This is a genomic window from Yersinia thracica (assembly GCF_902170565.1).
GTDB classification, from domain to species: Bacteria; Pseudomonadota; Gammaproteobacteria; order Enterobacterales; family Enterobacteriaceae; genus Yersinia; species Yersinia thracica.
This window is the reverse complement of sequence record NZ_CABHXX010000071.1, coordinates 99952-114515: the sequence shown is the minus strand read 5'-3', so window position 1 is coordinate 114515 and position 14564 is coordinate 99952. Positions and strand designations below refer to the sequence as shown.

Here is a 14564-nt window from a genome sequence, read left to right as displayed (position 1 = left end):
TCTGTCAGGGTGGCGAATACCGGCCTGACAAAGTGCTTATTAGAATTCAAGGAGCCGTGATGGCTGGGAACAGTATTGGGCAGTTTTTCCGCGTCACCACTTTTGGTGAATCTCACGGCATCGCCTTGGGATGTATTATCGATGGTGTTCCACCGGGCATTCCTATCACCGAGGCTGATATCCAGTTGGATCTCGACCGACGTCGTCCTGGCACCTCGCGCTATACCACTCAACGCCGTGAGCCGGATCAAGTGCGCATTTTGTCTGGTGTATTCGAGGGGGTCACCACCGGTACCAGTATCGGATTGATGATTGAAAATACTGATCAGCGCTCACAAGATTACAGTGCGATTAAAGATGTATTTCGCCCAGGCCACGCCGATTACACTTATGAGCAAAAATACGGCGTACGCGATTATCGCGGTGGTGGCCGCTCTTCTGCCCGTGAAACGGCGATGCGCGTTGCTGCCGGTGCTATTGCGAAAAAATATCTGGCGCAGAAATTTGGTGTGCAGGTGCGCGGTTATTTGGCACAAATCGGTGATATCAGCTGTGATGTGGTTGACTGGGATCAAGTTGAGCAAAACCCATTCTTCTGCCCGGATGTGAGCAAATTGGAGTCACTGGATGCCCTGATGCGCGAGCTGAAAAAGGCCGGTGACTCTATTGGCGCTAAAATTACGGTGGTGGCTGAACACGTCCCGGTCGGTTTAGGCGAGCCAGTTTTTGACCGTTTAGATGCTGATTTAGCTCATGCGCTGATGAGCATCAATGCGGTGAAAGGGGTGGAAATTGGTGATGGTTTCGCGGTGGTCACTAAACGTGGCAGCGAAAACCGCGATGAAATTACCCCGCAAGGTTTCCAAAGCAACCATGCTGGCGGCATTTTAGGTGGGATTAGCAGCGGGCAGCCAGTCGTAGCACATATCGCGTTGAAGCCGACCTCCAGCATCACGGTTCCGGGGCAGACGATTAACCGGCAGGGCGAAGCGGTTGAGATGATTACCCGTGGCCGCCATGACCCTTGCGTCGGCATTCGTGCTGTTCCGATTGCCGAAGCGATGATGGCGATTGTGTTAATGGATCACCTGCTGCGCCAGCGTGCACAGTGCGGTGATGTGGTTTCAGACGTCCCGCGCTGGTAAGCACCATGAAAAAATGGATAGCGGGCTTATTGGCACTGGTTGCCATCAGCCCGGTTATGGCGGTGACGCCATGGCAACAGATTACCCACCCGGTGGCAGGGTCTCCGCAGTCAATTGGTGGTTTTGCCAATGGCTGCGTTATCGGCGCGATGCCTTTGCCGCTTGAATCGACAGATTATCAGGTGATGCGCCCGGATCAACGTCGTTATTTTGGTCATCCTGATTTACTGAATTTTATCCATCGGCTGAGTGATAAAGCCCAGAAAAATCAGCTTGGTACAGTGTTAATTGGTGATATGGCGATGCCAGCAGGCGGGCGTTTTAGCAGCGGACATGCTAGCCATCAGTCGGGGCTGGATGTGGATATTTGGCTACAATTTCCGAAACAGCGCTGGAGCCAGCAGCAATTATTAAAACCGCAACCTATTGATTTGGTAGCTGTTGATGGTAAACGAGTGGTGCCAGTATTATGGCAACCGCAAGTTGAAAGCCTGATTAAACTGGCCGCCAATGATAATGAAGTAACACGTATTTTCGTCAATCCGGCGATTAAAAAGCAGCTTTGTTTAGATGCCGGTACGGACCGTACCTGGTTGCATAAAGTGCGCCCGTGGTTTGGCCATCGTGCCCATATGCATGTGCGCTTGCGTTGCCCAGCAGATAGTCTGGAATGTCTGGATCAAGACACGCCCCCGCCGGGTGATGGCTGTGGCGCAGAGTTAGAAAGCTGGTTCCAGCCTCATCAGCCCAGTGCTAAACCGGGTCAAACCTTACCACCGCCATTGCCGCCTTCCTGTCAGGCTTTGCTGGATAACCATTTCGCTGCGGAATAAATCATGGATTGGTTTACCCTTGGTCCTGCGGTCTTGGGGATATTGTTTTTAGTCGCTATATTGGCCGGATTTATTGATTCCATTGCTGGCGGCGGCGGGCTATTGACCGTCCCGGCGCTGCTGGCGGTGGGGTTACCTCCGGCGCAGGTTTTGGCGACCAACAAACTGCAATCGGTCGGTGGGTCATTTTCCGCCAGCCTTTATTTTATCCGCCGTGGGGCGGTTAATCTGAAAGAGCAAAAGCTTACCATTGCTCTCACTGTGGTGGGGTCAATGCTGGGCGCTATTTTAGTCCAGCATATGCGGGCCGATATTCTGCGCCAAATCCTGCCGCTGTTGGTGATTGGTATTGGTGTCTATTTCCTGGTGACCCCTAAGCTCGGTGAAGTTGACCAGCAACGCCGTTTGTCGGCGGTGCCATTTGCTTTGATTGCCGGTGGCGGTGTGGGCTTTTATGATGGTTTCTTTGGCCCCGGTGCCGGTTCTTTCTATGCATTGGCTTTTGTGACTCTGTGCGGTTTTAATCTGGCGAAATCCACGGCACATGCCAAAGTGCTCAATTTTACTTCCAATCTAGGCAGTCTGATTTTCTTCATTGTCGGCGGCAAAGTGGTGTGGAGTATTGGGTTGGTGATGCTGGTGGGGCAAGTTCTGGGCGCACGCCTTGGCGCTCACATGGTATTGACCCAAGGGCAGAAATTGATTCGCCCAATGATTGTCGTGGTGTCATTGGTCATGAGCTGCAAGCTGCTGTACGACAGCCACGGTGCCGAGATCTCCGCCTGGCTAGGATTACACGTTTTCGCCTAATAATTTGTTTTGCATAACTGAAGGTATCAAAAATAACAGTGAGCTGAATGCCGCTGCTGATACCGCGCTTACGGACCCAAGCATGACTCATGATTATCAGCAACTAATTGATATTTTTAATACCTGTTTTAGCGAGAAATATAATACGCGGTTGGTGAAAGGCGATGATGAACCTATCTATCTGCCCGCCGATGAGCAGTTTTCTTATCATCGAGTGATTTTCGCCCATGGTTATTACGCCAGCGGGATGCATGAAATCTCCCATTGGTGTATTGCCGGGGAAGAGCGCCGTAAATGGGTGGATTTTGGCTATTGGTACTGCCCCGATGGGCGTGATGCATTAACGCAAAGCCAGTTTGAAGCAGTAGAAATCAAGCCGCAGGCGCTGGAGTGGATGTTTTGTGTGGCCGCCGGTTTCCCGTTCAATGTCAGTTGCGACAATCTGGAAGGTGATTGCGAGCCAGACCGCATTACATTTCAGCGCAAAGTACGCGAACAGGTGCTATGGCACCTGGAAAACGGCATATCCCCACGACCAGCGGGCTTTATTCAGGCGCTACAATCGTTTTACAATACGCCACCGTTGGTGCCAGCGCTTTTCCCTTACCCAGAAGATTTAGCTTAATTTTCTGTTTGACTGAACACCCATTATTTTGGATATAAAATATAACCCTATAGATTTCAAGGTGCAGCCAACACACTTGCGGTTTGAAATATGGCGGGTTATTGAGGAAAATTGATGATCGCAGAGTTTGAAACGCGCATTCTGGCGCAGATAGATGACATGGTAGAGTACGCCAGTGATGATGATTTATTTGCTGGCGGCTACCTGCGCGGGCATCTAACATTGGCCGTTGCTGAATCTGAAGAGTTTGGTGAGCACACTGCTGAGCAGCTACATGCTCGGGTGCAGACCAGTCTGGATAAGGCCATCAAAGCCGGTGAGCTTTCTCCACCGGATCAGGCTTTGGTTTTGGGGTTGTGGGATCGTTTATTAGAACAAGCCCAAAATCCCCTTCGCCCTTGAAGTCGCAGGGGTGTTAGCTACGCTCACGCCCCCGAATCACTTACCGGTGTAAGCTCATCGGGACTTGTTCACTTGCTGCCTACCTGCGACGTCAATGACTTTGGGGATTGATACGCCCTTGAAGTCGCAGGGGGCTAGCTACGCGAGTTACTGGCTAAAATAATACTGGAACGCGCTGTTGCACCGGCCGGCCTTTCAGTAATTTTCGAATCCAAAACCGGTTAGGATTCAGTGCCGCCAGCGTGGTTGCATCTAAGGGTTGAGGCTCGCCAAACATTTGTGCGGCCAGAACCTCGGCTACCAATGGCGCACTGCACAAACCGCGCGACCCTAATCCGCCCACCATAAATAATTCCGGCCACACCGGCGCGAGAGGAATTTCTTCACCACGTTGGACTTTGCGCTGTAAATCCTGATATTGCGCCAGTGTTGCGCTGTAATCAGGCACTGCGCCGACCATCGGCAAATGATCACGAATAGCACAGCGCACACCGCAGCGCGCCTGATTATCACTGACATCCACTTGCTGCGGCCAACTGACATTCGGCAGGCAACGTAACAGGCGATCCCGATTTTCTTGCTGTTCATCGGCCCGAAAATCAGTCGCCACATCACCGCGCTGGTAACTGGCACCGATACAGTGATGCTGATTCGTCGGGTTTACCGGCGTCAGGTAACCGTCGTAGCACAGCACTTGCCGCAACTGGCTGAGTACCGGCGTGGTAGGAATGTGAGAAACTTGCCCGCGCACAGCCGACAGCGGCAGGTGCCGGGTTTGTTCCCATTCAGGTAAGCGGTGACCGGTGGCCAACACCACAGTGGCATGTTGTCTGCTTGTCAGTTGCTTGAATCCCAGTTGCCATAACCCGTCAACCCGGTCTAGCTGATGCAGTTCATGCTCATAGTGGCAGGTCATACCCTTTTGTTGCGCCAGCGCCATGAGGGCGGTGGTGAGGTCTGATGGGCAAAGCCAACCACCGGCGGGGTAGTGGATACCGTCGTGCGCGCAATCTAGCCCGGCCAACGCACTCAGTTGCTCACGGCTCATCGCTTCGGCAAGTAATAGCGGCCAGTCGGTTTGCAGCATTTTATCAATCTTGCTGCGACTTTTTTCGTCAAAGGCCAATTGGCTGACACCGCACCATTGATGATCAAAGTGAATACCTTGCTCAAGCAATTGGTCATATTGACGACGGGCAAAGGTAAACGCGCTGGTGAAGAAGGTTTCCAGTGCATCACTTTTACCATTCAGCAGGGGGTAGAGCGCCCCTTGCCGGTTACCTGAGGCACCTTGGGCGGGTTGTGCATCGGCACAGTAAAGTGTGACTTTTGCACCACGACGCAGCAGGGCCAACGCGGTTAATACGCTGACAATTCCTCCACCGATAATCGCGATATCATCACAACGGGCAGCAGAGGGCCGATGATACCAAGGTGCGGATTGGGCCGTAAGCTGGCGGGGTGGCAACGTGCCGGTCAGCATTTCACGTTTCTGGCCAAAACCTTTGACTTTCGCGACGTCAAATCCTGCTTGTTGCAACCCGCGGCGCACAAATCCAGCAGCAGTAAATGTGGCGAATGTGCCCCCCGGCCTGGCCATACGAGCCATGGCACTAAATAGCGCATCATTCCACATATCAGGGTTTTTAGCTGGCGCAAACCCATCAAGGAACCACGCATCTACCTGATTATTCAAGCTGTAATCCAGCTGTGGCAGCAGAGTATTCACATCACCAAACCATAGATCCAGTGTGATAGCTCCACCTGCCAGCAAAATACGGTGGCACCCGGCAAGGGGCAATGGCCACTGAGCACGCAGTTGCTCGGCAAAAGGGGCCAGCTCCGGCCAATGGTCATGGGCTGCGGTTAAATCAGCGACCTGAAGCGGGTATTTCTCGACGCTAATATAGTGAAAACGTTGGAGTTTCGCTGTGGGATGAAGCTGGCGAAATTGGGCGAAATCACGCCATAATGTCAGGAAATTCAACCCTGTACCAAAACCTGTCTCAGCAAAAACACAGTTATCTCGCGGGTGCTGCACAAAGCGCTCGGGGAAGCCATTTCCCTTAAGAAAAACGTGGTGAGTTTCTTCCAGCCCATCTTCATTGGAAAAATAGATGTCACCAAACTGTTCCGATACAGGTGTACCCTGTTCATTCCAGCTTAATGTCGCCGTTTGGATTGGGGAGTGGCTCACGTTTAAAGACTCGTATCTCAAGGGGTAGGGCGATTCTAACTATGTGACCCGCCGCGTGCAAATCGTAAAATTATCTGGGTATATTACGCTGATCGGACTTGTTCGGCGTACAACTGTACGCTAAAGTGCGTTGCAAAATCCCGAATGTAAAATAAGTGGAAGAGGTATTGAATGAAGCGTGCAGTCATTACTGGCTTGGGTATTGTATCCAGCATTGGTAATAACCAGCAGGAAGTTCTGGCATCTTTACAGGAAGGCCGCTCTGGCATTACTTTCTCTCAGGAATTTAAAGACGCAGGTATGCGCAGCCATGTCTGGGGCGATGTAAAGCTCGCACCTGAGACTATTACAGAAAATATCGATCGTAAAGTGCTGCGCTTTATGAGCGACGCCTCTGTTTATGCTTATCTTTCGATGAAACAGGCCATTGAAGATTCTGGGCTGACGGAAGAACAAGTTTCTAATTTCCGTAGTGGGCTGGTAGTTGGCTCAGGTGGCGGTTCACCTCGCAACCAGGTTGCTGGTTCTGATGGCATGCGCGCAAAAGGTCTGCGTGGCGTAGGCCCTTATATGGTGACGAAAGCCATGGCATCCGGCGTGTCCGCCTGTCTGGCAACACCTTTTAAAATCAAAGGCGTAAATTACTCTATCAGTTCAGCTTGTGCGACCTCTGCTCACTGTATTGGCCATGCGCTGGAATTGATCCAGTTGGGCAAACAGGATGTGGTGTTTGCCGGTGGCGGTGAAGAACTGTGCTGGGAGATGTCCTGCGAGTTCGACGCAATGGGTGCATTGTCTACCAAATACAATGAAACTCCGGCAAAAGCTTCCCGTACTTATGATCAAGACCGCGATGGTTTTGTCATTGCAGGCGGCGGTGGCATGGTTGTTGTTGAAGAGTTGGAGCATGCTCTGGCCCGTGGCGCACATATCTATGCTGAGATTGTTGGCTACGGTGCAACTTCAGATGGCGCAGATATGGTCGCGCCATCAGGTGAAGGCGCTGTGCGCTGTATGAAGATGGCAATGGAAGGAGTTGATACGCCAATTGATTACATGAACGTACACGGCACTTCTACACCGGTAGGTGATGTGAAAGAGCTGGGTGCTATCCGTGAAGTCTTTGGTGATAACACCCCGGCTATCTCCTCAACGAAAGCGATGACCGGTCACTCTCTGGGTGCGGCCGGTGTACATGAAGCTATTTTCAGCCTGTTAATGGTTGAGCACGGTTTTATTGCACCAAGCATTAATATTGAAAATCTGGATGAGAAAGCGGTAGGGATGAATATCATCACCGAGCCAACTCAACGTGGATTGACCACTGTGATGTCTAACAGCTTCGGTTTCGGCGGGACTAACGCCACATTGGTTATGCGTAAATACCAGAAATAAGATTAAACGCAGATATTTCTGCTAGTTTATCTTTAATAATTAGGCCTGCGAGAGATCGCAGGCTTTTTTATTTGCTATAAAATAAAATCCCCATCAGATAAACCTATTTTTTGCTAATTTTATCTTTTTATGCAAAAGAAATCGGACTGATCACAGGTTATTCATAAAAATATCTTATACTAAATATTATATATGTATAACACCACACAAAGTAGGTAGTTGAATACTAAGGTGTTAAGATAAATCTTACTGGTTATTAATAAGTTTATATTCTTTTAAGGTCAAATTTAGAGTTAAAAAATCCTTGCCTGCTCAAAACCGTTAATTCACAATATTAGAACAATAATTAAACAAAGTTATTCGTGTCTTTTAATTTATCAACACAGCAGGGTAGTTTAATGAACTATAATCAAAGTGATCATAAGCTTAAGATTGCCGATTTAAACGAGCGTGTTGTTCACGAAATTCTCGAAGTGATAAGTGATGGTATCTGGGATTGGAATGCAAACAATGGGTTTGTTTACCGTAATACCGGTTGGTATGAAATGCTGGGGTATCCTGCCCATGCTTTTGAAAATACAGTGCATACTTGGGAAAAAATTATTCACCCAGAAGATTTTGAAAGGGTTATGTTTCAGTTCGATGCGTATATTAATCAGCAGGCCGAAAAATACCAGATAGAATATCGTTGCCTAACTCATGACGGTGATTATATCTGGATTGAAGATCGCGGTAAGGTGATTGAACGTAATATTGACGGTACAGTGTCAAGAATGATAGGCGCACACCGGAATATTCATGATAGAAAACATCGTCTTGAAAAGTTGGAACTGAAAAATAAATCATTGGAAGCCTTAGTCGAAGAACGAACCGCCGAGTTACGTGAAAGTAATTTTCAGCTTCAGCAGCAATTAAATATCGAAAAGATACTTTCGGAAACGGATGTATTAACTTCCGCTGCAAATCGTTATTTGCTGGAAAAAGTACTGAAGCATGAATATAACCGTGCTAAGCGTTTTTGCCAGCCGTTATCATTGCTTGCGCTGGATTTAGATAATTTCAAATCAATTAATGACAAATACGGCCATTCAGTTGGAGACTTAACATTGACACATGTTGTTGATGTTATTAGCAACAATATTAGGGCGGTTGACCTGTTAGGTCGTTGGGGAGGCGATGAATTTATGATTGTTTTACCTAATACGCAATTAAATGAAGCTAAAAGCATCGCGGAGAAAATTAGGCACTTGATTGAGAGAATGCCTGTAGATGGCGATATTCATGTCACAATGAGTTTAGGTGTGGTTGAGTTGGAACAAAAAGAATCGCAGGAACAGTTATTAATTCGGGCGGATAAAATGCTCTATAACTCAAAAACTGCGGGCAAGAATAGGGTTAGTGGCTGATGTCCTTGGCCCGCGATATTAATATCTTTAGGTATTGCTAGAGTTAAAGATGGAGCTGGAGCGCATATTGTGCCGCTGCTTTGGCGTGTATTGCCGTGGTATCAAACACGGGCACACTGGCATCTTGCGCATTAACTAACAGGGTAATCTCCGTGCAACCAAAGATAATCCCTTGCGCACCCAGCGCCTCTAAATGGCCCATGATACGGCGATATTCCTGACGCGACGTTTCACTGATAATACCCAGACAAAGTTCTTTATAAATAATACGGTTAATAATTTCGCGATCCTCACTGTTCGGCGTAATGACCTCAATATTGTGCTTTTGGGTTAAACGGCCACGATAGAAATCTTGCTCCATAGTATAACGGGTGCCGAGTAAACCGATTTTACTGATCCCTTGCTGTTTGATTTGTGCGGCAGTGGCGTCGGCAATATGTAATAAAGGTAATCCACTGGCGGCTTCAATTTCATCTGCCACTTTGTGCATGGTATTGGTACACACGACAATAGCATCTGCCCCGGCACGTTTTAATGAAACCGCAGCATCAGACAGCATCTGGCCCGCCGTTTGCCAATCCCCCTTGGCCTGCAACTGCTCAATATCATGGAAATCCACACTGTAGAGAATAATCTTGGCGCTGTGCAATCCGCCTAATTGTTCTTTAACTTGCTGGTTGATCAGCCGGTAATAGGGAATGGTCGATTCCCAACTCATACCGCCAATAAGTCCCAAAATTTTCATCATTATTATTCCTATCTTTTGTCGGTGGTAGGCGAAGTATGACGTCATATAAATACCAAGATAACAGCCAGATATGCTGTAAGACAATATGAGGTAATGATGACCAGATGGGATTTTTATTAACGCTATATTATTCAGGATAACCGCCGGAGCGGCTATCCTGAATATGGACTAGAACCAGGCTTCCCACATTGCCCCGATGTTGAAAGAGTCAAGGCGTGTATCTTCGGTGTCAGTGGTGGTCGCAGTATGCTTGTTATCGACTTCACCACCGGTGACATAGAAGCGCAGCATTGGTCTGAAGTCTGCCCCCATCGCGATAGAGACATTCTGAGAAAGTGTCAGCTTCCAGCCTTTGTTATCACCGCCGGTATCATAATCTACGCGCTGATAACCCGCTTCAAGCCAGGTTGAATGGACATCGTTCCAGAAATGCATTGGGCGAATAATGACACCATAATTGCGGCGATTGTCTTCATTATGATGACTTCTGTCGTAATCATGGAATGCCGCGAGGTAAGTTACAGAGGTTTGCTGTGTGAACTTATAGGTGCCCTCAAGGCTGGTATAAACAGTGCGAAGATCGTCAGTTTTGTTATAAACGCTGTTATCTGAATTATCGGAATAGCGGGTAACCCACTTGTTTTCGATATTGTCGCCCTTATGACTGAGTACCACCGCAGTTTGCCAGGCTTTCAACTTTTCTTCGCTTTCAATAGCTTTAGAATCAAAACCATAGTTGGTAAACAGCTCAAAGTCGATTGGCCCCAACTTCACGCCATGTATTTTGGAGGTCAGAGCATAATGGCCGTTATCACCGGTTCCTGACCCTCCAGTACAGGTGATGCGTGATGGATTTGATTGGTCTGCGACAACTTCAGGATTACAGGATTGTACCGAGCCGACCGCGGCGGCATCAAGTTGAACACCACCGAGATCCAAGTTTTTTATCCCAGCGCCTTGTCCATCATGGGTCATCCAGAAATAGTCGTTAATACCTTGTTGTGGGCGCTGATGGAAATCACGACCGGCCCATAAATAGGCATTGGGTTGAGATTCAAATAAGTTAGTCACCCCGGCATAAGCTTTTTTCAGGTTAACTTCGTCACCCCAGTGGTCGAGCATGACCACCACATCCCATATTGCGCCATTATCGCCTTTAAAGGCTTTAGAAAGCTGGAACTCCCCGCCGTTGCCCTCATTTCCCAAGCGGCCAATAGCTGAGGAACCATTATAAGAACCATCAACACCCACATATTTTTGGTCACCCGCCTGGAATTGTGCTCCATAGCGCGCATAAGCATTGAATTTTAGGCCATAGGGGATGGCCATATCTGGAGTGGGTGGTATAGAGGCTTTCTCAACCACATCGACACTGGGTTTTTGAATCGTAGCGGTTTCTATTTTTTCCTTACGTTCCGCGAGCGCCTTTTCTACCGCATCGGCCACTATTTTATTAAGTTGTTCGGTCGTAATGGTTGTCACAGTTTCTTGTGCCAGTACAGAAATAGGGCAAAGCGCGGCGATAACCGCCATTGCTAAAGGAAGTTGTTTGTATATTGTCATTGCTATCTCATTTTATAATTATCCCCTTCGTACTTGAAACTACAGGGGTGTTAGCTATTATCACTCACCCGAATCACTTACTCGAGTAAGCTCATCGGGATGAGTTCACTTGCTGCCTACCTGTAATTCCAAGTTCTTTGGGGCTAGTTTAGATAATAATTATCCTGCCTGAATTTGACAGGATAATAGTGCTATCACCAAAGTAAGGTTGTCTCTATGATTTCATTAGAATAAGGTTTATTTAAATTTTAGGCGTAATAATCTCTCCGTTTAAGATGGGTAATATATACCCGTCATACTTCAAACTGCATGTGCGTTGGCCGCCCTCCTGCAACTCGAATTATTTAGGGTCTAATATTTTTTAATTTAAAAGTTAACGCTGATAAAGGTGAATAATTTCTTCTGATAATTCACGAGCCAGCAAAGACGTCATTAAATGGTCTTGCGCGTGAACCATAATAAGCGTCATTGGCTGTCTGGCTTCTCCTGCATCCTGTTCAATCAGCTTGGTTTGCATATGGTGTGCCTGACGGGCAAAGCCATCAGCTTCCTGTAGCAAACTTTTGGCTTTATTAATGTCGCCTTTTCGCGCGGCCTGTAATGCTTCAAAGCACAAGCTGCGTGATTGCCCGGCATTAACAATAATTTCCATTACTGCTTCTTCTAATTCGACCATTATTTATTCCTGGGTTAATCGAAACCATTATTAACAGCGGTAGTGGCAAACCATTCTCCGCTTTTTTTGACTGTACGTTTCTGGCTAGATAAATCTAATTGAATAAAGCCATAGCGGTTTTTATAACCATTGCACCAAGACCAGTTATCAATAAATGTCCACATGTGGTAACCAAGACAATGACAGCCTTCACTTATTCCTTTATGCAGCCATTTAAGATGGTCGGAGACAAAATCTATTCGATATTGATCGTTAATTTTTCCATCTTGTAAAAAACGCTCTTCATTTTCAACACCCATGCCATTTTCGGAAATAAAGCAACGAGGGTTACCGTAATTAAGCCGTAAATTGGTCAAAATATCGTAAATTCCAGGCTCATAAATTTCCCATCCCCGATAAGGATTCATTTTACGGCCAGGAATTTCGTAGGCATCAAACAGCCATTCCGGCATAAAAGGAGCTTGTGGGTTTACTGCACTGTCACGGCATTTTACGCGCCGTGGCTGATAGTAATTAATGCCCAGTAGATCGATTCTGCCTTCAGCAATGAGGGCTTTATCCCCTGGCTGGCGTACCGGCATCTGGTCGTAATCACACAGTAAATCAATCAGTTCCTGCGGATATTCACCGCGCAATGCCGGATCCAGGAAGCTGCGGTTAAACAATAGATCGGCATATTCGGCCGCTTTCAAATCGGCAGGGTTCTGCGAGCGTGGATATGAAGGTGTTAGGTTCAGCACGATACCTATTTCCCCCTCATACTGACCAGCGCGGTAAACTTTAACCGCCGTCGCATGTGCCAACACCGTGTGATATGCCACCGTCGCTGCTCGTCTAAAATCCACCACATTGGGATAGTGGAAGTCATACAGATAGCCGCCTTCAACAGGAACAATCGGCTCATTGAAAGTAAACCAATGCTTAACCCGGTCGCCGAACAGCTCAAAACACACTTCAGCATAGTGCTTCCAGGCATCAATCACTTCACGGTTTTCCCAGCCGCCTATCTCTTGCATCGCCATCGGCATGTCAAAGTGGAACAGCGTAATAAAGGGCGTAATATCTTGGGCCAGAAGTTCGTCTATCACATTGTTATAAAAGGCGACAGCTTCGGGATTGACTTCACCAACGCCATTTGGAATCAGGCGAGCCCAACTTAATGATGTTCGAAAGCTGTTGTGATTCAATTGTTTAAGCAACGCAATATCTTGCCGCCAGTGGCGATAGAATGTTGAGGTATCATTCGGGCCAATCTGTTGGTGAAAGCGCGATGGTTGGCTGGCGTACCAGGCATCCCAAGTTGTTGGGCTTTTGCCACCGTGCAGACTTTCTCCTTCAGTTTGCAGTGCTGAGCTGGCACTGCCCCACCAGAAGTTATCCGGAAATTGGTATTTCATTAATCTAGTCTCTTTATGAATTGTTATCAGTTGCTACGGACGGTATCTGCAAGGGATGGGGCGTTGTTCAGCGATTTCTCCACTTCGGTTTTCAGCAATGAACGTTCATAAGCACGCAGGAATGGCAGATAGATTAGGGCGGAAACCATCATACATATCAAGCACATCACTACCGGGCTAAAGGCCCAATTCGCCGCCCAGGATGCACCAATTGGAGCCGGAGTTGTCCATGGTGTCAGGGAGACCACTTGAGCCAACCATCCCAGTTTGGTTGCGCCATAAGCCAGAATGGCATTGATCATGGGTACGCAGATAAAAGGTATGAACATTATTGGGTTCATAATGATGGGAGCACCGAACAAGATAGGTTCATTAATATTGAAGAAGCTTGGTACCACACCTAATTTTCCAATGGTGCGTAAATGAGTGACTTTGCTACGCAACAGTAAGAAAGCCAGTGGTAATGTGGAACCTACGCCACCAATCAGTAAGTAGTGATCCCAAAAACCTTGCAGATAGATATGCGGTAAGGTTGCGCCAACGGCCAGTGCGGCCTGGTTTGCAGCCAGATTGGTCATCCAGAATGGGCTCATGATGCCCGTCACAATCAATGAGCCGTGAATGCCGGAGAACCAGAAAATCTGGCACAACAAGACGGACAGTAACATTGCTGGCAATGAGTCTGATGCGGAAACCAATGGAGCCAGTAAATGCATGATAGCTTCTGGAATGATCATGCCGGTCTGCGATTCAATGAATAAATTGAGTGGGTGCAGTGTGGCAATAATAACCAATACTGGGATCAATATTTCAAAAGAGCGCGCAACACCTGTTGGCACCTCTTTCGGTAAGCGAATAGTAATATTGTGTTGCTTCAATGCGGCATAAACACGGGTGGAATAAATAGCCGTAATCAATGCAGTGAAGATCCCTTGGCCAGAAAGATACTGAGTCGAGATTTTTCCGTCGGCAAAGGGGGCTGCAACAAGCAAAAATGCCATAAATGCCAGCAAGCCGGTCATTACCGGGTCGAGATTAAACTGCCGTCCCAGACTGGCACCCACCCCGACAGAAATGAAAAATGTCATGACCCCCATGCTCAGATTGAATGGCAGCATGAGCTGCGCACGATAGGTCTGAGAAAAGTCCAGCCATGACCGGGCGAATCCTATGGTGGTATCAGCCGAAAATGGAGGGAAAATAAACACCAGCATAAATGAGCCGATGATCATAAAGGGCAGTGCTGCGGTAAAACCATCACGGATAGCAATAACATATTTTTGCTGCCCGAGACGTCCGGCTAACGGAGTAATAGATTGTTCAATAACAGCAACCATCGATTGATAGAGAGAACTCATTTGAACACC

At 47.7% G+C, this 14564-nt stretch carries 13 protein-coding genes; 7 read left to right on the top strand and 6 right to left on the bottom strand.

Going from position 1 to position 14564, the window contains the following annotated elements:
- Positions 1-59: 59 nt before the first annotated feature.
- From aroC to FTA91_RS09465, 5 genes are all read left to right on the top strand, one after another.
- Positions 60-1145: a chorismate synthase gene (gene aroC / locus FTA91_RS09485; RefSeq protein WP_038631702.1), complete on the top strand. Its 1086-nt coding sequence runs from the start codon at positions 60-62 to the stop codon at positions 1143-1145.
- Positions 1146-1150: 5 nt separating this feature from the next.
- Positions 1151-1978 (top strand): penicillin-insensitive murein endopeptidase, encoded by an 828-nt coding sequence (mepA, locus tag FTA91_RS09480; protein WP_050112949.1) that lies wholly within the window; start codon positions 1151-1153, stop codon positions 1976-1978.
- Positions 1979-1981: 3 nt separating this feature from the next.
- On the top strand, positions 1982-2788 hold the full coding sequence (locus FTA91_RS09475; RefSeq protein ID WP_145583230.1) for a sulfite exporter TauE/SafE family protein: 807 nt from the start codon (positions 1982-1984) through the stop codon (positions 2786-2788).
- A gap of 82 nt (positions 2789-2870) precedes the next feature.
- Positions 2871-3413 carry an elongation factor P hydroxylase gene (locus tag FTA91_RS09470; RefSeq protein WP_050113138.1) on the top strand — a complete coding sequence of 181 codons (543 nt, stop codon included), beginning with the start codon at positions 2871-2873 and terminating at the stop codon, positions 3411-3413.
- Positions 3414-3527: 114 nt separating this feature from the next.
- A complete protein-coding gene (locus tag FTA91_RS09465) occupies positions 3528-3815 on the top strand; it encodes a YfcL family protein (protein WP_038631710.1) in 288 nt (95 codons plus the stop codon).
- A 154-nt stretch (positions 3816-3969) separates the two neighbouring features.
- Here FTA91_RS09465 and mnmC read toward each other — a convergent pair whose 3' ends face one another.
- Positions 3970-6012 (bottom strand): bifunctional tRNA (5-methylaminomethyl-2-thiouridine)(34)-methyltransferase MnmC2/FAD-dependent 5-carboxymethylaminomethyl-2-thiouridine(34) oxidoreductase MnmC1, encoded by a 2043-nt coding sequence (mnmC, locus tag FTA91_RS09460; RefSeq protein WP_145583229.1) that lies wholly within the window; start codon positions 6010-6012, stop codon positions 3970-3972.
- Between the two features lie 171 nt (positions 6013-6183).
- Between mnmC and fabB the strand changes: the two genes are divergently transcribed.
- Together fabB and FTA91_RS09450 are read left to right on the top strand one after the other, a co-directional pair.
- Entirely contained in the window at positions 6184-7407 is a 1224-nt protein-coding gene (gene fabB, locus FTA91_RS09455) for a beta-ketoacyl-ACP synthase I (RefSeq protein ID WP_050112952.1), read from the top strand.
- A gap of 398 nt (positions 7408-7805) precedes the next feature.
- Complete coding sequence (locus FTA91_RS09450; protein WP_145536115.1) at positions 7806-8813, top strand: sensor domain-containing diguanylate cyclase; 1008 nt, start codon at positions 7806-7808, stop codon at positions 8811-8813.
- A gap of 43 nt (positions 8814-8856) precedes the next feature.
- On the opposite strand, the gene FTA91_RS09445 is transcribed toward FTA91_RS09450, so the two are convergent.
- The 5 genes from FTA91_RS09445 to FTA91_RS09425 all read right to left on the bottom strand — a co-directional run bounded on the left by FTA91_RS09445 (position 8857) and on the right by FTA91_RS09425 (position 14555).
- Positions 8857-9558 carry an aspartate/glutamate racemase family protein gene (locus FTA91_RS09445; protein ID WP_186366636.1) on the bottom strand — a complete coding sequence of 234 codons (702 nt, stop codon included), beginning with the start codon at positions 9556-9558 and terminating at the stop codon, positions 8857-8859.
- 171 nt (positions 9559-9729) lie between these two features.
- Entirely contained in the window at positions 9730-11124 is a 1395-nt protein-coding gene (locus tag FTA91_RS09440) for a carbohydrate porin (RefSeq protein ID WP_050112955.1), read from the bottom strand.
- Positions 11125-11497: 373 nt separating this feature from the next.
- A complete protein-coding gene (locus FTA91_RS09435; RefSeq protein ID WP_050112956.1) occupies positions 11498-11800 on the bottom strand; it encodes a PTS lactose/cellobiose transporter subunit IIA in 303 nt (100 codons plus the stop codon).
- Positions 11801-11814: 14 nt separating this feature from the next.
- Positions 11815-13197 carry a glycoside hydrolase family 1 protein gene (locus FTA91_RS09430; RefSeq protein WP_050112957.1) on the bottom strand — a complete coding sequence of 461 codons (1383 nt, stop codon included), beginning with the start codon at positions 13195-13197 and terminating at the stop codon, positions 11815-11817.
- Positions 13198-13223: 26 nt separating this feature from the next.
- Entirely contained in the window at positions 13224-14555 is a 1332-nt protein-coding gene (locus FTA91_RS09425; RefSeq protein ID WP_050112958.1) for a PTS sugar transporter subunit IIC, read from the bottom strand.
- Positions 14556-14564 lie beyond the last annotated feature (9 nt).

What these genes read in the sequence shown, in the direction of transcription:
- FTA91_RS09445 (WP_186366636.1), bottom strand. Translation starts at nt 9,558, where the DNA reads ATGAAAATTTTGGGACTTATTGGCGGTATGAGTTGGGAATCGACCATT.
- FTA91_RS09450 (WP_145536115.1), top strand. Translation starts at nt 7,806, where the DNA reads ATGAACTATAATCAAAGTGATCATAAGCTTAAGATTGCCGATTTAAAC.
- FTA91_RS09465 (WP_038631710.1), top strand. Translation starts at nt 3,528, where the DNA reads ATGATCGCAGAGTTTGAAACGCGCATTCTGGCGCAGATAGATGACATG.
- fabB (WP_050112952.1), top strand. Translation starts at nt 6,184, where the DNA reads ATGAAGCGTGCAGTCATTACTGGCTTGGGTATTGTATCCAGCATTGGT.
- mepA (WP_050112949.1), top strand. Translation starts at nt 1,151, where the DNA reads ATGAAAAAATGGATAGCGGGCTTATTGGCACTGGTTGCCATCAGCCCG.
- FTA91_RS09435 (WP_050112956.1), bottom strand. Translation starts at nt 11,800, where the DNA reads ATGGTCGAATTAGAAGAAGCAGTAATGGAAATTATTGTTAATGCCGGG.
- FTA91_RS09430 (WP_050112957.1), bottom strand. Translation starts at nt 13,197, where the DNA reads ATGAAATACCAATTTCCGGATAACTTCTGGTGGGGCAGTGCCAGCTCA.
- FTA91_RS09470 (WP_050113138.1), top strand. Translation starts at nt 2,871, where the DNA reads ATGACTCATGATTATCAGCAACTAATTGATATTTTTAATACCTGTTTT.
- FTA91_RS09425 (WP_050112958.1), bottom strand. Translation starts at nt 14,555, where the DNA reads ATGAGTTCTCTCTATCAATCGATGGTTGCTGTTATTGAACAATCTATT.
- FTA91_RS09475 (WP_145583230.1), top strand. Translation starts at nt 1,982, where the DNA reads ATGGATTGGTTTACCCTTGGTCCTGCGGTCTTGGGGATATTGTTTTTA.
- aroC (WP_038631702.1), top strand. Translation starts at nt 60, where the DNA reads ATGGCTGGGAACAGTATTGGGCAGTTTTTCCGCGTCACCACTTTTGGT.
- FTA91_RS09440 (WP_050112955.1), bottom strand. Translation starts at nt 11,124, where the DNA reads ATGACAATATACAAACAACTTCCTTTAGCAATGGCGGTTATCGCCGCG.